This window comes from Pedobacter sp. 10L46_2, from assembly GCF_056395165.1.
Genome location: NZ_JBFTIZ010000077.1, coordinates 1 through 21,881, shown reverse-complemented (window position 1 = coordinate 21,881; position 21,881 = coordinate 1). Strand labels below are relative to the sequence as shown.

Genomic DNA, 21,881 nt, shown 5'->3' with positions numbered 1-21,881 from the left:
GATTGCGTACCCAGGAGACCAGGGTTTAAAAAGGTAAGCTGAGTCCAAAGGTCGCTTACAGAGTTTTCGACAGGAGTACCGCTCAGTATTAGTCTGTATTTAGATTTTAAGGCCTTAACTGCTTTAAATGATTTTGACGAAGGGTTTTTTATATTCTGGCTTTCATCTAATATGATGTAGCTGAAATAGAAATTTTTAAGAATATCTATATCAACACGGGTAATTCCATAAGTTGTAATAACGATATCATACTTCGCAAAAATACTTACATCTTTATCTCTTGTAGTTCCGGTATGTGAATGTATTTTGAGCTTAGGTGTAAACTTTTTGGCTTCATTTAACCAGTTGTAAATTAGGGATGTTGGCATAACAATTAAAGAAGTGCCATGAGTTGAATTTTGCTCATTTTCTTCTTTAAGCTTTTGCAGCATTGCCAGTGTCTGGATGGTTTTACCCAAACCCATATCATCTGCTAAACACCCGCCGAAATTATACTCACGCAGGAAACTAAACCAATTGTAGCCAGCCTTTTGATAACTACGCAGGTCGCCTTTAAAATGGACCGGCATCTGGGTGTCGGCAATGTTCTCGAAATCATTTAATCTTTCAAGTTTACGGCTTAAGGTTATATTGGCTATGCTGTCCTCTGCCAGTTCATTGATGAGCCCTATATGATGTTTCTTTAGGTGTAACGATTTGCCTCCTTCTGATAAGCTGAAAAGGCTTCCATACTGAGAAAACCACTTTTCCGGAATAATAGCAATGGTGCCATCAGGAAGCGTAAATTCCCTCTTTTTGTGAAGTATGTGTTGTTTAAGAGATAGAAAGGGTACCGGAAAGATACCAAAGTATACTATGGCATTGATGTCAAACCAATCATTATCTTCCTTAATCTCAAAATCTATTTTATTGGCAGCAAAGAGAAATTTCTTTGCTCCGGTGTGTTGCTCTATTTCAAAGCCAAGGTTTTTTAAACCTTCTATGTGTTCATTTACCCAATTGATGATGGCATAAGATTGATCTTCATCATGGTTGCCCGAAACTTCGAGGTTGTGAAAAAGAGCACTGGTTTTCTTTAAGCCAAGACTTAGCAGTGTATCAAATTTCTGTTTCTCAAATGCAGTATCTCTTTTTATACGGGTAAAAATGTAGTTGTCGTCATCTTTGGCAAGACGAACGGTTACCTTTTTTTCGTTGCCCATAGCAAAAGCATATTCCCCGTATTTAAAGTAGAGCTGAAGCTGAGAAACTCCCGATTCTACATAAATAACTTTTAGCGTAGGCGTTGGATCATGCTTTTCGGTTTTTATATCAAAGCCTTCGGCATAAACATGGTATTTTTCAATAAGAGGGCAAACAAATTTTTCAAAATAGGTTTCCTCGGTTGTCTTTGGTATGGTAATGTAGCGCTTGTTTAAAAAGGGAAGCAGTTTTTTCCCTTCAATATCCTGCTCAAAGAAATAGATCATATCGTTAAGTAATAACCATGCTGGCTGATTACTTATAACCTGAGCATCCTTGAACATGAAATCGATTCTTAATCCCTGGTATTTTATAGTAGGGAAATAGCGAGTTTCAATATTATTACGTCTAAAATGGAACAGTACTGTAGAAGGCTCCAGTGCAATATCTATTTTTCGCTCTGCAGGCCAGCCATCATTATCCATTAAATATAATGAACCCTCCGCTTTGAGGGCTTCCAGAACTTCAGATAGTTTCTTCTCAATTTTTGGGCGAACAGTTTCATAGAATTTATCGTTAAAAAACTTGCTAAAGAACTCTCCCGGTCTTATCGCTTTCTTATGATACTTTTTTATGATAAAGTCCTGCTCTGTTTCATCAAGGATTTTGATAAGCTTAAAATCATTATCTGTTAAACGTTTCGCAAACTCTTTAGCAGTATGTGAGAACAGACGCTGATAAGTAAGAGAGAAATCGCCCTGCGGATTTAACTGAACCATATGAGGTTCGATTAAATATCCGAAATACGCGTGTTTACACAATGAGTATACAATTTTGCAGGGCTTGGTACTATCTACGCGTAACATTGACTAAAGATTAAAATAATCGGAGGATAAGCATTTAAAAATCTTTAAACATACGTCAAATTGAAGTTCTTTTCAAATGGAATCTCATAATATGGCTGAATTTTTATAAAATGATGTATCAGCCTTTCGGTCTTCTAAGGATGGAAGAGATAATAGTTAAATTGTGGAGACATATTGATGCATTTCGATCATGTTCTGGCAATCGAATACCTGAAGTCATAATTTGACCAGAAAAGCATGCATCTTCCAAACGTACCATGATAAAACCTTTTTATTGCTTTTCCCAAGTGGGAACACTGTTTTGTTGCTTCAATTTTCGAATTAAAGGTTAACGATTTGTGGAAGTGTAATTGGATTTTTGGCAATAGTAGAATAATTTTTGAAAGCATCATTTACTCTTTAGGGGATTGATTAAAAAAAGATTCATATTATAATTTAATTATTTTGAATGGACGCTTTGTTTTGCTAATATTTTTAGTAATTTAGGGTTGTGTTTGGCAGTTAACTAAACCCCTTCCATAAATATTAATTTCTGCATAGGTGAAAACAATATACAAGACATATCTCTTTGCTTTACGGCCTACAAAAGAGCAGGAAGATCTACTGAATAAGCATTTGGGATGCGCCCGATTTGTATTTAACCACTTCCTTAACGAAAGAATTGAACAATACAAGGAAGAAAAAAAGTCTTCTAATTATTATCAGCAGGCGGCCTCAATGACACAATTAAAAAAGAAAGTGGAAACCCAATGGCTGAAGGAAGTGAATAGCCAATCCCTTCAGGCCGCTTTACGAAACTTAGATACTGCTTTTTTAAACTTTTTTCGGGGTCATGCCAGGTTCCCACGATTTAAAAGCAAGCGAAAGAGAAACAGCTTTGCTGTACCACAATTTGTTGTGGTACATGACCACAAAGTGTATTTCCCAAAATTCAAAGAAGGCATAAGGCTAATTGAGCATAGGGAAATTAAAGGTGAGGTAAAACATTGCACGATAAGTAAAACCCCGACCGGTAAATTCTTTGTGTCTATACTATGTGAAGTACTATACATACCCATCCAACCAACAAGTAAGCATGTCGGGATAGATCTCGGCGTCAAGGATTTTGCGATTACTTCGGATGGTATTAGATTTAAAAATAATCATCATTTAAAACAATATGAAAGCGCATTAGCCACAGCACAAAAGCACCTTTCAAGAAAAGTAAAAGGATCAAACAGCAGAAACAGACAGCGTTTGAAAGTTGCGGCAATCCATGAAAAGATTACCAATACCAGACTTGACCTGCTACATAAAGTATCTACACAGATAACCAATGCGTACGATACGATATGTATTGAAGACCTAAATGTAAAAGGAATGATGGCAAATCATAAACTGGCAAAGCATATTGCAGATGCAAGTTGGGGAACTTTTGTCAGGTTACTGGAATACAAATCGGATTGGAATAACAAGCGCATAATAAAAATAGGCCGCTTCTATCCATCAAGCAAAACTTGTAACCAATGTGGATATATTCACCATAAACTAAAGCTTTCTGAAAGATCATGGACCTGTCCAAATGGACACACGTTAAACAGGGACATAAACGCCAGTAAAAATATCCTTGAACAAGGATTAAGAATTATGGGGGCGGAACTCTCCCATTACACGGATGGAGACTTAAATCAGACTTCTGTAAAAGAAGCGTAGGTCTAAGAAGTTCGAAGCACACAAATCTCTATTCCGTGTGTAGTTCACAATGGGTTCGTCGAGGGAATCAGACCGTTGGTCGTGAGTTAACTTCTGATGGTATAAAAGAGCTGGATTGGCTGAAACGTTTGCTGCAAATGAGGGTCTTAATAACAAAAACGCCTACAAAAACCCTAAAACTCAAAAATATGAAAACTCTAGCAAAAACATTATTCGCCTCAGCCTTGACAGCTATCTTTATGACTTCAACAGCTATGACAACATTCGCCACCAGAATTGATAAACAGCCAGTTGAATCTGCTGCTCCAATGACCTTTAATAAGGTGAAAGTGAGTGGAAATGTAAAAGTTATTTTGGTGCAAAGCAAAAGAGAGCACATAGAAGTAATAAATGGAGATTACAATCCGGATAAAACCTCTATTAAAAGACTTGGATATACTTTAATTATTAATTCAACAGAAGCTAATCGTGTAACTGTTTTGGTTTCAGTAAATGATCTGCAGCGTATAGATGCCTCAGATAAGGCTATTGTGAAAACTGATGGTAAGTTTGATGTTAAATATCTTCAGGTATTCTTAAAAGATGATGCAAAAGCCACCGTTAAAGCAAATACTGAAAGTATGTATACTTACATAAAAGATCATGCTGATTTGAAATTAAGCGGTACAACTGCAGATCACAACTTAGTAAAAGACGATATTTCTAAATTAGATACAGATCACCTGGTAGCTTTAAAAACAACAACAACTCCATTGAATCAGATAATGGTTGCAGCCAACAAAAAGAATTAAAAAACAATTCTACGGTATAAAAAAAGCAGCTGGAATGTAACCCGCTGCTTTTTTTATGCAATGATATTTTAAAGATCAAATTTGATTCCCTGAGCCAGAGGAAGCGTATTTGAGTAGTTTATTGTATTGGTTTGTCTGCGCATGTAAGCTTTCCATGCATCGGAACCACTCTCGCGACCACCGCCTGTTTCTTTTTCACCACCAAAGGCTCCGCCTATCTCAGCACCTGAGGTGCCAATGTTAACATTGGCAATACCGCAATCGGAGCCCTGAGCAGATAAAAATTGTTCTGCTTCCCGAAGATTAAGCGTCATTATTGCCGAGGATAAACCTTGAGGTACGCCATTCTGTAAAGCAATAGCTTCGTCCAATGTTTTGTATTTTATCAGGTATAGAATTGGAGCAAAGGTTTCATGCTGAACGATTTTGTAATCATTTTTTACTTCTGCAATGCATGGTTTTACATAACAGCCACTGGTATAAGCCGGCCCTTCTAAAACGCCTCCTTCTACTATGAATTTTCCACCTTCGGTTTTGCATTTTTCAATGGAATCAAGGTAGCTGGCAACCGCATCAGTGTCGATTAACGGACCAACGTGATTTTGCTGATCGAGAGGATCGCCAATACGCAATTGACCATAAGCCTTTACCAGTTTTGCAGTAAACGCATCGTAAACACTTTCATGGATTATTAACCTGCGGGTAGAAGTACATCGCTGACCAGCTGTTCCTACAGCTCCAAAAACAGCACCGATTAAACTCATATCTAAATCTGCGTGCTCAGAGATAATAATGGCATTGTTGCCCCCTAGCTCCAGTAAGCTTTTTCCTAAGCGAGCACCAACTGCTACAGCAACTGCTTTTCCCATTCGGGTAGAGCCTGTGGCTGATATTAAGGGAACACGACTGTCATTTGTCATGAGCTCGCCCACCTCCTTATCTCCAATAATTAGATTGCAAACGCCTTCGGGAATGTCATTTGCTTTGAAAACATCAGCAATAATATGCTGACATGCAATGGCCGTGACAGGTGTTTTTTCTGATGGCTTCCAGATGCAAACATTGCCGCAAACTAAGGCCAGAGCAGCATTCCAGCTCCAAACAGCTACGGGGAAGTTAAAAGCAGAAATGATACCGACAATTCCTAATGGATGCCATTGCTCATACATACGATGGCTTGGGCGCTCAGAATGCATTGTTAAGCCATAGAGCTGACGAGACAAGCCTACTGCAAAATCGCAGATATCTATCATTTCCTGTACCTCGCCAAATCCTTCCTGTAGACTTTTACCCATTTCATAAGAAACCAGGGTGCCCAGGTCTTCCTTGTTTTTACGAAGCGCATCACCAAACTGTCGCACGATCTCACCACGCTTTGGGGCCGGTAAGCTGCGCCAGAATAAATAAACCTCTTCTGCTTTTTTTATTACTGTTTCATAATTTTCGGCACTGGCAACCTGTACGCTCGCTATCTTATTACCATTAACCGGGGAATCGCTGTTAAGTATTTTGGCATCTGATGAAGCTCCCCATTGATTACCTGTACTGTAGGCCGGATTTAAATCCAGTATGTTTAGGTTTTTTAAAACCTGGCTGATATTATTCTGCATAACTAAATAGTTTATAGGCAATTCTCTTTTCTCCGTGTATCAACAATATAGATGATCTTCCAGGTGGTTTTATCTTTAAACAGCTGGAAGGAATTAACACCGCAATGGCTAAATTTATTGTCAATATAGAACTTGTAATCTGTCCACACGCTGGCAAGATTCCCATCTATCAAAATTTTTGTAAATACAATTCGTTCATCATATTTTTCTTTGTGTGGTGTTCCTGTAAATTTGACAAAATCGGCGACCTTCTCATCACTTAATTTAAATTCCCCGTCTTTGGATTTATGGATGGTCTGCATAATTGCATTATTTGCAAAGGTAGCACTTACCATCGCGCTATCGGTATTTCTCATACCTTCAAACAATTTGTTTATAGTGCCTTTAACAAGGTCTTCTTCATGTTGCTGGATTTGGGCAGAGGTGTTAAATACCGTTGTAAGAAAAACAATAATCAGAAAGTTACATTTTTTCATTTTCATGAACTGTTGCATAAAGGGTTGATGTTTTCGTGACGGGAATATTACCCGTCTTAAAATAAAGTTACGTTATTTTGTATTGAATTAGGACCAGAACCCTTGTTTCATTCTCTATCTTGCTAAAACATTCTGAGGGTAGATGTTTAGGCTAACTATTATTATTTCAGTTGTTTATGGGCAAGGGTGTGTGTATGTTGAAAATTATTTGGTTAGTACTACTAATAATTGTTGTAAACTTATAATGTATTTTTAACACAGGGATCTGTTCTTTAATTATTTGATACATGGAAGAGGAATTTTATTTTGATTTTAGCGATGATGCGCAACGTTCAGTAGAGCGTTACGAAGAGATGATACGTAATCAGGATCAGTACTTTTTTGATGCCCAGGCTTTTGAAAATATTATTGATTACTACATTGAAAAGAACGACCCCGTAAAGGCATTGCAGGTAATAGAATATGCGTTAAATCAGCATCCTTATGCCGCAGTATTCCTGGTTAAGCAGGCTCAGCTGTTGTTTGTTACTGACCAAACCGAGCGTGCATTTTTAGCACTGCAGAAAGCAGAAATGCTTGAAGCATCGGAAGCAGAAATCTATATCCTTAGGGGGAATATCTATAATAGCCCCTTATTCCTACGCTGCATGGTACAATCTTGCAAATTCTTATCACAAATTGGATCTTTTTGAAAAAGCAATTGATGCGTATGATTACGCCATCCTGATTAAGGATAACTTTGCATCTGCTTACTATAATAAAGGAAATGCTTTAGTTCAACTTGATCGTTTTGCAGAGGCTATAGAGGTTTATAAGCACACTTTTGAATACGAAAAACCCAATGCCGACACCTATTGTGCAATTGGGGAATGTTACGAGAAGTTGGAGCGTATGGACGAAGCGAGATCCTACTATAAAAAATCTGTAAAGATGGATCCCAAGATGGCTGATGCCTGGTTTGGGATAGGAGTAACGCTTAATTTTGAAGAACGTTTCTTTGAGTCACTTCATTTTTACAAAAAAGCAATTGAGCTTGATGAGGAGAATCCCGACTTCTGGTTTGCAATGGCAGATGCTTATTATAAACTGGGTCAGATAGAGCAATCTGTTGAAGCTTATTACAAAGTTCTTGAATATAATCCGGTGGATGTTGAAGCCTGGTTGGATTTTTCGACAGTTCTATATGAACAAGGTAAATTGCTTGAAGCCTCTGAAACCATTGCTGATGCTATAAAAAACAATCCTGATGCAGCAGAGCTCTATTATAGGATGGTAGCTTACTTGTTTGCCTTAGGAGAAAAGAACGACGCTTTGTTATATCTTGAGACCGCATTGGCCACAGATCCAGATAAACACTACATATTATTTGAATATTTGCCCCAATTACAGGAGAACGGTTCGATACTAGAAGTAATCAATCGTTATTTAAAATAAAAGATCGGACAGTTTTTATTAGTTATGCTGATGAAAACTGTCCGATTTTTTTTCACCTTTGTGAACAATATGAATTACCCATTGAATAATATACCCGAACGACCTGTAAAACCTAGGAACAAAGGAATTACGATGGTTATGGATAAAGGGCTAAGCTTAAGACAAACAGAAGACTTTATAGACGTTGCCGGAATACATACTGATATAGTAAAATTAGGCTGGGCTACTTCTTTTGTAACGCCGAACCTGAAAGAGAAATTGGCTATTTATAAGTCTGCAGGTATTCCTACCTACTTTGGCGGTAYGTTGTTTGAAGCCTTTATTATCAGAAATCAGTTCGATGATTACTGTCGCGTGCTGGAGCAGTTCGATATGGAATACGTAGAAGTTTCTGATGGTTCAATCACTATTGAGCATGATTTGAAATGCGAGTTTATTCAAAAATTATCTAAGCAGGTTACAGTAATCTCAGAAGTAGGGTCTAAAGATGCGGCTAAAATATTTGCTCCGTATAAATGGATTAAACTTATGCAGGCCGAAATAGAAGCAGGATCGTGGAAAGTGATAGCTGAAGCCAGAGAAGGTGGTAACGTAGGTATTTACAGAGGATCTGGTGAGGTTAGAGAGGGCTTGGTTGACGAGATTCTTACTCAGATTCCAGAGGAGACAATCATTTGGGAAGCTCCTCAAAAGGAACAACAGGTATGGTTTATTAAGCTGCTTGGTTCAAATGTGAATCTTGGAAATATAGCTCCGGCTGAGGTTATACCTTTAGAAACCATTCGTTTAGGCCTTAGAGGAGATACGTTTGATCATTTCCTGAATTTGGCGAAGTTGTAATTTTATAAATATAAATATTACCCTTTAATTATAACTTACAGAATGAGAAAATTTGGGTTAATCGGTTTTCCGTTATCACATTCCTTTTCAAAAAAATTCTTTACTGAGAAATTTTTAAATGAACATATTCCCGATTGTGAATATGAGCTTTTTCCGATTGAACATATTGGGCTTTTAACTGAGCTTATTTCTAAAAATATTGAGCTGGAAGGCTTAAATGTAACTATTCCTTATAAACTTGCTGTTCTTCCTTTTTTAAATGAGGTTGATGAGGCTGCGGATCAAATAGGCGCAGTAAATTGTATTTCTATTCAGCGCAAGAACGGACAGGAATTATTAACAGGATACAATACTGATGCCTATGGTTTTGAAGAGTCTTTAAAGCCAATGCTAAATGAGCACCATAAAAAGGCCCTCGTTTTTGGAGATGGCGGAGCAGCTAAAGCTGTAAAATATGTTTTAAATAAACTAAACATTCCTTTTATAGTAGTTACAAGATCACCAACTTCGAATAGTATTCTTTATGATGCCGTAACTTCAACACTGCTTCAGGATTATACCATTTTGATAAATACCACACCATTGGGAATGTCTCCTAATCCAGAGACCTGCCCGGATATCCCTTATGAAGCATTAACAGAGAATCATTTGGCCTACGACCTGGTTTATAATCCGGAAGAGACAACGTTTCTTGCAAAATCCAGGGCTAGTGGAGCTAGTATTAAAAATGGATTAGAAATGCTGTATCTTCAGGCTGAGCGGTCCTGGTATATTTGGAATAAATAGATGAATAAGTTCACTTTTTTTTCTCTTTCTATGTTAATGATGTTGCTTTATGCTTGCACAGGGAGCGACTATTCTCCTAAGCCGAGAGGATATTTTAATATTGAAATGCCAAAAAAAGTGTACAAAACCTTTAATAATGGATGTGCTTTCTCGTTCGATTATCCGGTGTATGCAGAAATGCTGAACGACAGTAGTAAGGACACCAGACCGTGCTGGTACAACCTTTCTTTTGATCAATTTAACGCGCGTTTGCATTTAACATATTATGATATCTCTTCTAAAAAGGAATATGAAGGTCTGGTTGAAGATGCAAGGACTTTTGCATTTAAGCATACAGTAAAAGCGAACTCAATAGACCAGAAATTGATTAACTATCCGGGAAAGAAAGTTTATGGAGTGTATTATGCAATAGAAGGAAATACGGCCTCATCTGTTCAATTCTTTTTAACAGACAGCACCAAACACTATTTCAGAGGGGCATTATATTTTAACGAACGACCGCAGTACGATTCCATACAACCCGTCGTTTCCTTTATTAAGAAGGATATTGACAGAATGATTAGTACATTTAAGTGGATAAAATAAGGCCAGATAAGAATTTAAAATGATCAGTATACAAAGATTTACTTTTAACCCGGTAAGGGAAAACACTTATGTGTTATACGATGAAACGGGTGAGTGTGTAATAATAGATCCTGGAATGTATGATGGAGAAGAGCAAAACATTCTGGTTAAATTTATAAAAGAGCATAACCTAAAGCCAGTACTCTTACTAAATACCCATTGTCATTATGATCATGTATTTGGCAATAAGTTCGTTTATGACAATTGGGGGTTAAAACCACAATTCCATAAAGGCGAGTTGTATGTGCTGCAAGCAATACCAGGCTATTTGCCTCAAATGGGTTTACGTTATGAACTCTCTCCGGAACCTGAGGTTTTCTTATCCGAAACGGGAAAGGTTAAATTTGGTAACAGTGAACTTGATTTAATTTTTGCACCAGGGCACTCACCGGCACATTTATGTTTTTATGCTGCTGCTGATAATTTTCTTATTGGAGGTGATGTGCTGTTTTATTCAAGTATTGGCCGCACGGACCTCCCGGGAGGTAATCACATGCAATTGATCAACAGTATCAAAAATAACTTGTTTATATTGCCAGATGATTGTGAAGTTTTTCCGGGGCATGGGCAACCTACAACGATAGGCTTTGAGAAACAACATAATCCTTTTTTACAGTAACTTTTATTAATAAATAATTGAATACACCTTTCTACATAGCTCGCAGGTACCTTTTTGCGAAAAAATCTACCAATGCTATAAACATCATTTCCACAATTTCTGTGGTTGGTGTTTTTGTAGGGAGTGCGGCGTTAATTATTATTTTATCTGTTTTTAATGGGTTTGAGGAAGTTGTATTGAAAATGTTTAATACGATTACTCCGCAGGTTGTTATTTCGCCTGTTCAGGGTAAAACATTTGACCCAAATACGGCCTATTTCAATAAATTAAAGCAAAATAAGAGTATCTATTCGTATAGTGAAGTACTTTCAGAAAATGCTTTGTTAAGGTATAATGATAAGCAGTCCGTTGGTTTAATAAAGGGGGTTAGCCTGGATTATCTGAAAAATAAAAGTTTGGATAGCATTACTATTGAAGGTAAGTTTTTGCTTGAAAATAGTACTGGGGATTATGCCGTAATCGGGTCTGCAATTCAAACTTACCTGATGGTAAATACTACAGATCCGTTTAATCCATTGCAGATATTTTCTCCAAAAAAAGGGGGTAAAACGAGTTCCATTAATCCAGCAGATGATTTTACGGTATTATCAATTCCAGTATCGGGGGTTTTTGAAGTTCAGCAGGATTTTGATAATGTGGCTATTGTTCCTTTGAAATTTGCCCGGAATTTATTGGGAGAACCTCAAAAAATCACTTCTATCGAGATCAACCTAAAGCCAGGAATTAATGCGGATGCTTTTAAAAAGAATATTGAAGAAAATATAGGCAAGCATTTTGAAGTGAAGGACAGAATACAGCAGAATAAAGTGCTTTATAACATTCTGGGTAGCGAAAAGTGGGCGGTTTATATTATTCTTACTTTTATTTTAATAATCGCTATCTTTAATATAATCGGTTCTTTAACCATGTTGGTTATAGATAAACTGAAAGATATAGCCGTATTAAGCAGCTTGGGGGCTGGAAAAAAATTGATTAAACGAATATTTCTATTTGAAGGAATGATGATTACGATGACCGGCTGTATTGTTGGTTTAGTAGTTGGATTTCTCTTCTGTTTATTACAACAAAAATTCGGACTTATTAAAATGTCGCAAGATAATTTGGTGATCACCAATGCGTATCCGGTGGCATTTAAATGGAAGGATTTTCTGTTGGTGTTTTTAACTGTAAGTGTGTTTTCTTTTGTGGCATCAGCTTTGTCATCTAACTTAAGCGTGAAGAAGATAAACCACTTAAATCAAGATCTCTAACATATGAATCGATTTAATAAGAATTMAGTAGTTTTATTAGTGTTGCTTACAGGAGTAATTATGGCCTGTAACAGGAAGGATGCCGAAGAGACAGCAGGAACTACGAGAGTAATAAAAGGATTGTATAGCTATGGCCCCGAAATAAAGTCATTTACGGATTGTGATGAGGGTAGGGAGTATTGGGTAGCAGATAGCGCAAAAACACTGGAACTGGCTTACAGTAACTTTAATTTCGAGAAACCGTACGAACCTGTTTATATTGAGGTCGAGTGTCATTTAATCAAATCTGACAGTTTAATTGTCTCAGCAGATTTTGATTCTACAATGGTAGTAACCAAGGTGCTTAAAATAACGAAAGAAATACCTGACGGGCCTTGTAACTAATTGAGGGATTAAGGGATTAAATATAAATCATGTTCAATAGGCTGAATTAATCCCTTTTCAATGGCCAGCTTAAACAGCACATCTATTGCTTTCCTTCCTTCAATACCAAGATCAATGGAGTATTTGTTTACGTATAACTCAATGTGCTTATACATCACCTCTTCACTCATTTCCTGAGCATGCTCTTTAATGAAATCTATGCCTGACTTAGGGTTAGCAAAAGCAAATTCAACGGACTTCCGCAACAGTCTGTTTACTTTTTCCTGTATTTCTCTGTCAAGATTTCTGTTAATTACAATTCCCCCAAGTGGGATAGCACATCCTGTTAATTGCTCCCAGTAGCTTCCAAGGTCAACAATCTTATGAAGTCCTTTATCAGCATAAGTAAAACGATTCTCATGAATGATGAGGCCAACATCAATCATGTTATTAATTAAAGCGGACTCAATTTCAGAGAAAATCATTTCCTGTTTGTCTACTAAATGGGGAAAGGCGATCCCCAATAGAAAATTTGCTGTGGTATACTTTCCGGGAATTCCAACTTTAAGATTTGCTGTTAATTCTTCCGGGTTATGAATAAGGTTTTCATTTTTACAGATAAGCAGAGGGCCTACACCAAATCCAAGGGCACTTCCTGCGTCCAATAGCGCATATTGCTTATACACATGGGCAAAAGCATGAAAACTTAGCTTGGTAATGTCTAACTCACCTCTGAAAGCTTTTTGGTTTAGGGTCTCTACATCGTCGAAGAACACCTCAAAGTCTAAGCCTTCAGTATCAATTTTATGGTGTATGAGGGCATCAAAAATAAATGTATCATTTGGACACGGAGAAAAGCCAAGACTTAGTTTCATGGCCTAAAGATAAGGAGTATGAAAAGTTGAATAGTTATGTATTTGTCAAAAATCCAAGTGTCCACTCATTTAGGTTTTTTACGGCAATGCCGATATTCCAGGCGGCTTTGTTTCTTGGCTCAACATAATTGGAAATGCTGCGGATCTGCAGGCATGGGATGCCGGCTTTTTCACATCCATATAATACGGCAGCTCCCTCCATACTTTCTGTTACCGGATTTAAACGGGTTTTAACTGCCGAAATGCTTACTTCATTTCCATGAACGCGATTAACGGTTATTCCTTTTACTTTTTTCAGCTTTGTGACCGACTCGCTTAGCAGGTTGTTATATGCAGAATAGCTGCTTTTGCCAAACCCAAGTTCATCAATACTGATAAAATGTTCCTTGTTTTCGGCTCCAAGCTCTGCGAACTCATCTACAGTTATATTTAGTACTGAACCAAGGGGGATGGAACGATCAAAGCATCCGGCGATGCCCAGGTTTAACACAAGGTTATATTTAGCTGATAGATGCTGGCCTAAGGCAAATGCTGTTGCTGTCATCCCTACACCCGTAATTAGAATGTCAAATTCGGGAGTTTGCATGAAATCTTTTTCAGGGAGCTTAAAATGCTCGGTTAATAACCCGATTTCTGGTCTTGTGGCGGCAACTAGCAGAATCTTCATAAACATCTAAGTTAGTGTTAAACCTTTCTACTTTAAGCTTTCTGCGTATATTTGTTTGTTAATTACAAACAATAACCTTTTATAATGATATATATCACAAGAAAAGCATCATTCAACGCAGCGCATAAACTTTCGAGGCCAGACTGGACTGAAGATAAAAATACGGAAGTTTATGGAAAATGTGCTAATCCAAACTGGCATGGACATAATTACCAGCTGTATGTAACGGTTAAAGGAGAGATCAATCCTGAAACGGGATTTCTGGTAGACTTAAAGTGGTTAAAGGACATTACAAATACCCAGGTAGTTGATAAGATCGATCATAAGAACCTAAATCTTGACGTAGATTTTATGAAAGGGAAACTTGCCTCAACGGAGAATTTGGCCATAGCTATATGGGATGAATTGTATGCACTTATTGCCGAATCAGGAGCTCAATTGCACTGCATAAAAATTTACGAAACCGAGAATAATTTTGTTGAGTATTTCGGTTAATAATCACAGATATGAATCATACAGATCATTTAGATGAGACAGAAGACGGGTACATAAAAATTGACCGTTATAACGAAGAAAAAATCACCTCGGTAGCTAATCATTATAAAGATATCTTAGGTCAGTTAGGCGAAAATCCGGAGCGAGAGGGGTTAATTAAAACTCCCGAACGGGTGGCCAAAGCCCTTCAGTATTTAACTCATGGTTATGACCTTAACCCGGCCGAAATACTACGTGGAGCTATGTTTAAGGAAGACTATAGCCAAATGGTTGTGGTGAAAGATATAGAGGTTTTTTCTATGTGCGAACATCATATGCTTCCGTTTTTTGGTAAGGCACACATTGCTTACATCCCTAATGGACATATTGTTGGTTTAAGTAAAATACCGCGTATTGTTGATGCTTTTGCCAGACGATTACAGGTTCAGGAACGCTTAACAAATGAGATTAGAGATTGTATTCAGGAAACCCTTAAACCTACTGGCGTTGCAGTTGTGATAGAGTGCAAGCACTTATGCATGGCAATGAGGGGAATACAAAAACAAAATTCTGTTACCACCACATCGGCGTTTACAGGAGAATTTGCAAAAGATAAAACAAGAGCTGAATTCTTAAGATTAATAACAGCCAACTTACATTAAAAAAAAGAACCAACGTATTTATGAAAGCATATGTATTTCCAGGTCAGGGTGCCCAATTTTCAGGTATGGGAAAAGAACTATACGAAAATGAGCAGGCCAAAACATTATTTGAAAAGGCAAATGAAATTATAGGGTTCCGCATCAGTGATATTATGTTCTCTGGTTCGGATGAAGAGCTTAAAGAAACTAAGGTAACACAGCCTGCAATATTTTTACATTCTGTTATTTTAGCCAAAACATTAGGCGAAGGATTTAAACCAGATATGGTTGCCGGACACTCGCTAGGCGAATTCTCTGCGCTTGTTGCCGCATCGGCATTGTCATTTGAGGATGGTTTGAAACTGGTTATTGCACGGGCGAATGCAATGCAAAAAGCATGTGAACTTCAACCGTCAACTATGGCCGCTATACTTGGTTTAGCAGATGAAGTAGTTGAAAATATTTGCAATGATATTGATGAGGTAGTAGTAGCTGCAAATTACAACTGCCCTGGACAGATCGTTATCTCGGGAAGTATTGAAGGTGTAGATATCGCTTGTCAGAAGTTAACTGAAGCAGGTGCAAAGCGTGCATTAAAGTTGAATGTAGGTGGTGCATTTCACTCTCCATTGATGGAGCCAGCAAGAATAGAATTAAAAGAGGCTATTGAAAATGTGACCATATTGCCTCCGGTGTGTCCTATTTATCAGAATGTAGATCCTACACCAAATACAGACCCTCAAAAAATTAAGTCGAATTTAATCACCCAATTAACAGGTGCCGTGAAGTGGACACAGACTATAGAGCGGATGATTGCCGATGGAGCAACTGAATTTGTAGAAGTTGGCCCGGGAAATGTATTACAAGGTCTGGTGAAAAAGGTTAATAGAGCAATGCCAACAAGTTCTGCAACTACAATCTAAACCTGGTAATAATACCTTTATTAAAATAACATTTAAGTGTGAGTATCGGGGGTAAAATCAGATTTCTTTTATTGATATTAGGCGCTTGCTGTATTGTTACAGCATTATCGCTAAAGCATTCAATAACAAAAAAGGAGTTACTGGCCCACGAAGCAGGAAAGCTTCAGAAGAATCTCTCCATAAATGAACGACTTGTTTATGATTTTTTAAATGATCCTGCTCAGGTTGAAAAGGCTAAGCAGTATCATTTAAATGATCAGTATGGATTAAATTTTATTAATAAATATCGCGATAAGGGTATCAATATTCTTACCTATCAAGATAATAAACTTAAATTTTGGAGCTATAATTCGTTGGTTCCACCCGACCCGCAAACCATTAAAGAGGGGTCGTCTTTTTCTCAGTTTGCAAATGGTTGGTTCGAAGTTATTAAGAAAACTACCGGTAGTTATACCCTTGTTTTTTTGATAGAAGTTAAAAATCAATTCAGCATCCAGAATCAATATCTTGAGAATGATTTTTCACGTTACTTGTCCAATAACAATTCTCTTTCCCTGGCAACTTTTGTCGATCCTGAAGTACAGGGTATCAGTAATCTGGATGGCAAAATCATATTCGAAGTTAAACTTAAGTCAACCTACTCAAGAAGTATCTATGGTACAATAGAGCTTTGGCTTTGGATAGTGGGCCTATTTAGCTTCTGCTTGTTCTTTAATTCTTTTTGTGGCTGGTTAGCCAAAAGAGGCAATTTAATCCCGGCAACGGTGCTGATCTTGCTTTTCTTTGTAACGATAAGGGTAACAGATTTAGAATATGGATGGTTTAACAGGCAGTTTAATTTACCCATATTTAGCCCCAAGATATATGCTGAAAGCTTTTTCCTTCCTTCTCTTGGAGATTTCTTGCTTAACGTAATAGCGATTACATGGGTGGTGTTGTTTGTTTTTACCTATAATGATAAATATAAGCTGCCAGGGTGGCTAACGCGAAGTAAATTGGGTGGATTGTCCTTTCACTTTGTACTGCTGCTCATTTTTGGAGCACTTGCATTTTTATTTGATCAGGTATTCCTTGGACTGATCATTAATTCAAAAATAAATTTTGACATCACCAATATTATAAACCTTGATGGGATAAGCTGGGTTAGTATTATTGTTTTGTGCCTTGTCTGGTTTAATATTTACCTTGTTGCAAATATTTTCATGCAGCAAACGCTGCAATTAAATGTAACCAATAGGGAAAGAGTCATACTCTTTCTGGCTGCCTTTTTCGCCTGTCTTATTTATAAGCTAGGTACGGGGTTCAGTATCTTTTTCATAGCATATGCGCTATTTATTTTTATTATTTCGTGGAACTTTTATATCAGGAACAACAAGTTTTCAATAGCAGTTTTTGCATTGTTGTTCTTCTGCCTTGCGTTTATATCTTCTGTTAAATACCTAAGGTTCATTGACGAGAAGGAGCATGTAAATAGGTTCGCCATGGCGCAGAAACTGGTCTCYTCTGATGATTTTACAGTGGTTAGTGCTATAGAAAATCTGGAAAGAACGATTTTGGCTAATAAGGTCGTATTAAGTTATTTTAAAGACCCTAATTTTAACAGCCCAATAGAACTTAAGAAGAGCATAGAGAAGGATTACATAGAGCGCTATCTGCCAAGGTTTGAATACAACTTATACGAGTATAATCATCTTGATTCATCAGCTACCGGAATACAGACAATACCGCTTAGTTATTTTAAAAATCTGGTAAAGGCGGGTTCCGTAAAAGTTCCTGAATCAAATTATTTTTATCGTTTGAATGATACCTTTGGGTATCAAAATTATTTTGGAATTATCCCGATCTACGAAGAGAATCAAATATTGGGAACACTGGTTATCGAGCTAAAATCCCAGCTTTATAATTACAAAGGTCAGCTGCCCGAAATTTTAATGGACCGATCCATTAAAAACGAGGATAATTATAGTAAATACTCTATTGCACTTTATAAAGATGGCAGATTAGAAGGACAATCGGGTAATTATACCTATAAGCTTTCGAGTGATGGGTTTGCCACACGCAATAATACTGTGGGCTTTTTTAAAGATAGCCTCAATTATTCACACCTGATTTATTATCCTACGCCTTCAAAATTAATTGTAATCAGCAAAGAAGACGTATCGTTTATCATACAGCTCGCTACGTTATCTTTCTTCTTTCTTGTGTTCATTTTGTTTTCCATAACATTGTACACGCTAATCTGGCTACTTAAAAATATTGATGAGAGCTGGAGTGGCTGGTTTAATATTAACCGTTCGTTAATGATTAATGCCAACAAGATTCTTTACAAAACCAGGATTCAATTTTCTATTGTTTTGTCGGTAGTGGCAACCTTACTCATTGTGGGCTGGATCACCTATTTCTATATACGTAATGAATATCGGAGGCAACAACAGGATTTCATCAAGGAGAAGGTGAGAAAAGTGCAGCAATCTTATGAAAAACTGATTTTGGCAACAGGGGTCCCTGCTCCCACAGATAGAGCAGTAAACGAATTCAACCAGTTTGCTGATATAAATGCTGCCTATTTAAATCTTTTTGATACCAATGGATTATTGATATTTACGTCGACGCCAAAGATGTATGATCTTGGTATTATAAGTAGAAGAATGGCATCAAAGGCATTTCTTCATTTAAATCAATTACAAGGGTCAGATTATATTAACCCCTCAGAGAGGATAAGTGGTAAGCTCAGAATCAAACGGTAGCCTATATTGGTATGCCGTATTATGCGAACGAAGCTGACTATCAAGCCAGGATCGGCGTGTTCATTAATACATTGATTAATATATACGCCCTGGTATTTGTGGCTATAGGGATACTTGCAGTGTTTCTAGCCAATCAAATTACCAGCCCATTGACATTTATTCAGGACAGCATTAAAAAAACAAAACTCGGGCAAAAGAATCAGCCCATCGGCTGGTCACGTCACGATGAAATTGGATCGCTCATAAAAGAATACAACAAGATGATTGCTGCGCTTGAAGAAAGTGCCGTTAAACTTGCCCGCTCAGAAAGGGAAAGTGCATGGCGCGAGATGGCAAAACAAGTGGCCCATGAGATTAAGAACCCACTCACACCTTTAAAACTTGGAGTGCAACTGCTCGAAAAGTCGTGGAAGGAAAAAGATCCTAATTTTGAAAATAAATTTGAAAGGTTTAGCAAGTCATTCATTGAGCAGATCGACAGTCTATCTACTATCGCGTCGGAATTCTCTAATTTTGCTAAAATGCCTGATACCAAGCTCGAGAAACTCCAATTGTTACCTATAATTGGGCAGGCCAGAGACGTTTTTAGAAACACCCAGGATGCGGAGATCTACATCCTTAACAATACCAATACGGATGTTGTTGTGCTTGGTGATAAAGATCAGGTGCTGCGTACTTTTAATAACTTGTTTAAAAATGCAATTGAGGCCGCCGATATTGATACGGTATGTATCATAAAGGTAAACATCTCCAATAATCAGGAACGTGTATTTATTGAGGTTGAGGATAATGGGAAGGGTATCGATTCTTCTTTACAGGATAAAATATTTGTGCCTAATTTCACAACAAAATCGTCAGGGACTGGCTTAGGATTGGCTTTTGTTAAACAGGCTGTAGAGAATGCGGGTGGAACTGTGGAGTTCAAATCTTTTGGTGAGGTGGGTACTACTTTTTACCTTAGTTTCCCTTTATCTTAAAACAATTTCTGCGCGGCCCATTGTATAGCCATCTGCATATAGAATGATCGAATACTCCCCTTTTATAAATTCATTAGGGTTAATCCAATCCATATTAAAACTGGTATTGTCGTCATTATAGGAGATAGATGTGGATGAACTGTACTGCATCTCTTGTCCATCAGCTTCAAACATGTTGTTCTCGTTTGCAATAAGGTTACCTGCCGGATCAAATACACGAAGGTAGATTTTGTGATAATCTTTTTGGGCAAGCGGATTAGGTACAATGTCAAACTTTACACTTAATTTTTTTGCTGAACTGGCCTTTATTACCTCAATATTTTTACCGCTGCTTTTTACCCTGTAAGCTATAATATGCACATTCGCAGCCTTTAAAGCGGCACTGGTCTTTACTTTTGCACTGAGTTCCTGGTTTCTTTTTTCCAGTTCATTGGCCTTCTCACTGGCAAAATTGACAGAAGCCTTCAAACTATCCCTCTCGCTTTTAAGAAGGGAATTTTCTTTTTTTAAACGAAGGATGTCTTCATTATAGATTTTCACAAATTCCCGTAGTTCACGTACTTCTTTTTGAGCCACAACGAGCTGTTCCTGGGTAAGCTCACCATTCTGGAGTGCTGCTTTAAGGTCGGCAATCTTTCCACGGGCAAGTTCCTGTTCCTTAATTAATTTTTCACTTAAAGTAAGGTTCAAGGCATTTACCTTATCAAGTTCAATTTCAATTTTCTCAACCTCCAGTCTTAAACGATCTTTCTCTGTGCTAACAGTAACAAATCGTTCGTTTTCCTTTTTATCTTTGATAAAAAGGTAGGCGTTGGTACCTAATAAGGCAACAATAACAACAACTAAAAAGTAGATTTTATTGCGGTCGCCTTTATTTACTGGATCACTCTTGTCTGACATTACTTCAATTCTTAACTAAATTAGGTTGAGGCGCGAACATAAATAAAAATATAACAATTGGTAAAAAAAACATTCTATTTGTATGAGACTTTGAAAAAAATCGTTTACTTGCTAGGATTAGGGAACTGAACTGTATTCTGAACACAACAAATGAAACTAAATTTTATACTATCACAAATTAGAAAGGATGTTTAAACTCACTTTTTATGCACTATTATTAACCATAGTACAACCATTATCTCTTTTTGCGCAAGACACATCAAAAATTGCTCCAAAAAGAGAGTTTAGAGGGGTTTGGGTGGCAACCGTTGCCAATATAGACTGGCCTTCTAAACCAGGTCTTAGTGTAGATCAGCAAAAGCAGGAGCTTATAGGCATCCTGGAGAAGCACAAAGAGAATGGTATGAATGCCATAATGCTTCAGGTTAGGCCGGCTGCAGATGCATTTTATGCAAGCCCAAGGGAACCCTGGAGCCAGTGGCTGATGGGTAGGCAAGGCATTGCTCCGAGCCCGGGTTATGACCCATTAGCTTTTGCAATCAAAGAAGCACATTCAAGTGGGATGGAACTCCATGCATGGTTTAATCCTTACAGAGCTACAATGAGCGCTAATTCAGTGGTTCACGAGAGCCATATGACTAGAAAAAGACCTGAGCTTTTCTTTACTTACGCAGGTAAAAAACAATTTGATCCTGGAATACCAGAGGTTAGAGAATATATTGTGCAGGTTATCCTGGATGTTGTAAAAGGATACGATGTGGATGGAATACATTTCGACGATTACTTTTATCCATATAAAGTTGAAGGGCAGCGAATAAATGATGCCGCAACATTTAGTAAATATGCCAATGGCTTTACAGATATAAATGATTGGCGAAGAAACAACGTTGATGTACTTATTAAACAATTGAACGACAGTATTCATTACTACAAAAAGTATGTTAAATTCGGAGTTAGTCCATTCGGAATCTGGAGAAACAAGTCTGAAGATACACTGGGATCTGAAACCAGCGGATTGTCTAATTATGCAGAGCTTTTTGCCGACTCCAGAAAATGGGTTAAAGAAGGTTGGGTAGATTACATTAACCCTCAGATATATTTTAGCTTTACACGCAGAGTGGCACCATTTGCTACCTTAGTAGAT

The 21,881-nt window shown here is 37.5% G+C and carries 20 protein-coding genes and 1 pseudogene; 15 read left to right on the top strand and 6 right to left on the bottom strand.

The genetic code is table 11. The features are described from left to right. The coding region (locus AC1DDX_RS10825) for an SNF2-related protein (protein ID WP_477622036.1) at window positions 1-2,048 on the bottom strand (2,048 nt) is incomplete at its 3' end. Window positions 2,049-2,588: 540 nt separating this feature from the next. Between AC1DDX_RS10825 and AC1DDX_RS10820 the strand changes: the two genes are divergently transcribed. After that, window positions 2,589-3,740 (top strand): RNA-guided endonuclease TnpB family protein, encoded by a 1,152-nt coding sequence (locus AC1DDX_RS10820; RefSeq protein WP_337717011.1) that lies wholly within the window; start codon window positions 2,589-2,591, stop codon window positions 3,738-3,740. A 188-nt stretch (window positions 3,741-3,928) separates the two neighbouring features. Next, window positions 3,929-4,531, top strand: coding sequence for a GIN domain-containing protein (locus AC1DDX_RS10815; RefSeq protein ID WP_337717009.1), 603 nt, complete (start codon window positions 3,929-3,931; stop codon window positions 4,529-4,531). Between the two features lie 68 nt (window positions 4,532-4,599). On the opposite strand, the gene amaB is transcribed toward AC1DDX_RS10815, so the two are convergent. Both amaB and AC1DDX_RS10805 read right to left on the bottom strand, forming a co-directional pair. After that, entirely contained in the window at window positions 4,600-6,141 is a 1,542-nt protein-coding gene (amaB, locus tag AC1DDX_RS10810) for an L-piperidine-6-carboxylate dehydrogenase (protein WP_288883369.1), read from the bottom strand. Window positions 6,142-6,152: 11 nt separating this feature from the next. Then, window positions 6,153-6,617, bottom strand: coding sequence for a nuclear transport factor 2 family protein (locus AC1DDX_RS10805; RefSeq protein ID WP_172662199.1), 465 nt, complete (start codon window positions 6,615-6,617; stop codon window positions 6,153-6,155). A gap of 287 nt (window positions 6,618-6,904) precedes the next feature. Between AC1DDX_RS10805 and AC1DDX_RS10800 the strand changes: the two are divergent. From AC1DDX_RS10800 to AC1DDX_RS10770, 7 genes and pseudogenes are all read left to right on the top strand, one after another. Further along, a pseudogene (locus AC1DDX_RS10800) lies at window positions 6,905-8,051 on the top strand (tetratricopeptide repeat protein). A gap of 69 nt (window positions 8,052-8,120) precedes the next feature. Then, window positions 8,121-8,891 (top strand): phosphosulfolactate synthase, encoded by a 771-nt coding sequence (locus AC1DDX_RS10795; RefSeq protein ID WP_477622035.1) that lies wholly within the window; start codon window positions 8,121-8,123, stop codon window positions 8,889-8,891. A gap of 42 nt (window positions 8,892-8,933) precedes the next feature. Continuing rightward, entirely contained in the window at window positions 8,934-9,677 is a 744-nt protein-coding gene (locus AC1DDX_RS10790; protein ID WP_172662197.1) for a shikimate dehydrogenase family protein, read from the top strand. Beyond that, window positions 9,678-10,262, top strand: a complete 585-nt coding sequence (gene gldD, locus AC1DDX_RS10785; RefSeq protein ID WP_172662196.1) for a gliding motility lipoprotein GldD — start codon at window positions 9,678-9,680, stop codon at window positions 10,260-10,262. Window positions 10,263-10,281: 19 nt separating this feature from the next. Next, window positions 10,282-10,920, top strand: coding sequence for an MBL fold metallo-hydrolase (locus AC1DDX_RS10780; RefSeq protein ID WP_288883364.1), 639 nt, complete (start codon window positions 10,282-10,284; stop codon window positions 10,918-10,920). Window positions 10,921-10,937: 17 nt separating this feature from the next. After that, complete coding sequence (locus AC1DDX_RS10775) at window positions 10,938-12,170, top strand: ABC transporter permease (protein ID WP_337717005.1); 1,233 nt, start codon at window positions 10,938-10,940, stop codon at window positions 12,168-12,170. A 60-nt stretch (window positions 12,171-12,230) separates the two neighbouring features. Further along, window positions 12,231-12,554 (top strand): hypothetical protein, encoded by a 324-nt coding sequence (locus AC1DDX_RS10770; RefSeq protein ID WP_477622034.1) that lies wholly within the window; start codon window positions 12,231-12,233, stop codon window positions 12,552-12,554. A gap of 8 nt (window positions 12,555-12,562) precedes the next feature. Here AC1DDX_RS10770 and AC1DDX_RS10765 read toward each other — a convergent pair whose 3' ends face one another. Together AC1DDX_RS10765 and mqnB are read right to left on the bottom strand one after the other, a co-directional pair. Next, complete coding sequence (locus AC1DDX_RS10765) at window positions 12,563-13,408, bottom strand: menaquinone biosynthesis family protein (protein ID WP_288883362.1); 846 nt, start codon at window positions 13,406-13,408, stop codon at window positions 12,563-12,565. Window positions 13,409-13,442: 34 nt separating this feature from the next. Continuing rightward, window positions 13,443-14,075, bottom strand: coding sequence for a futalosine hydrolase (mqnB, locus tag AC1DDX_RS10760; protein WP_337717003.1), 633 nt, complete (start codon window positions 14,073-14,075; stop codon window positions 13,443-13,445). An 84-nt stretch (window positions 14,076-14,159) separates the two neighbouring features. Between mqnB and AC1DDX_RS10755 the strand changes: the two genes are divergently transcribed. Genes AC1DDX_RS10755 through AC1DDX_RS10735 form a run of 5 tightly spaced genes read left to right on the top strand, consistent with a single transcriptional unit; the run spans window position 14,160 to window position 19,837 of the window. Beyond that, on the top strand, window positions 14,160-14,570 hold the full coding sequence (locus AC1DDX_RS10755; RefSeq protein ID WP_048908287.1) for a 6-pyruvoyl trahydropterin synthase family protein: 411 nt from the start codon (window positions 14,160-14,162) through the stop codon (window positions 14,568-14,570). Between the two features lie 11 nt (window positions 14,571-14,581). Further along, window positions 14,582-15,211 carry a GTP cyclohydrolase I FolE gene (folE, locus tag AC1DDX_RS10750; protein ID WP_172662190.1) on the top strand — a complete coding sequence of 210 codons (630 nt, stop codon included), beginning with the start codon at window positions 14,582-14,584 and terminating at the stop codon, window positions 15,209-15,211. A 20-nt stretch (window positions 15,212-15,231) separates the two neighbouring features. Continuing rightward, window positions 15,232-16,113, top strand: a complete 882-nt coding sequence (gene fabD, locus AC1DDX_RS10745) for an ACP S-malonyltransferase (protein ID WP_288883358.1) — start codon at window positions 15,232-15,234, stop codon at window positions 16,111-16,113. A gap of 38 nt (window positions 16,114-16,151) precedes the next feature. Further along, window positions 16,152-18,860, top strand: a complete 2,709-nt coding sequence (locus AC1DDX_RS10740; protein WP_477622033.1) for a sensor histidine kinase — start codon at window positions 16,152-16,154, stop codon at window positions 18,858-18,860. A gap of 11 nt (window positions 18,861-18,871) precedes the next feature. Then, window positions 18,872-19,837 (top strand): sensor histidine kinase, encoded by a 966-nt coding sequence (locus tag AC1DDX_RS10735; protein ID WP_477622032.1) that lies wholly within the window; start codon window positions 18,872-18,874, stop codon window positions 19,835-19,837. Here the strand turns inward: AC1DDX_RS10735 and AC1DDX_RS10730 are convergent. After that, on the bottom strand, window positions 19,829-20,737 hold the full coding sequence (locus AC1DDX_RS10730; protein ID WP_172662188.1) for a hypothetical protein: 909 nt from the start codon (window positions 20,735-20,737) through the stop codon (window positions 19,829-19,831). The two genes, AC1DDX_RS10735 and AC1DDX_RS10730, sit on opposite strands and share 9 nt — an antisense overlap. 187 nt (window positions 20,738-20,924) lie before the next feature. On the opposite strand from AC1DDX_RS10730, the gene AC1DDX_RS10725 reads away from it, so the two are divergent. Then, a partial coding sequence (locus AC1DDX_RS10725) for a glycoside hydrolase family 10-like protein (RefSeq protein WP_477622031.1) occupies window positions 20,925-21,881 on the top strand: 957 nt, incomplete at its 3' end.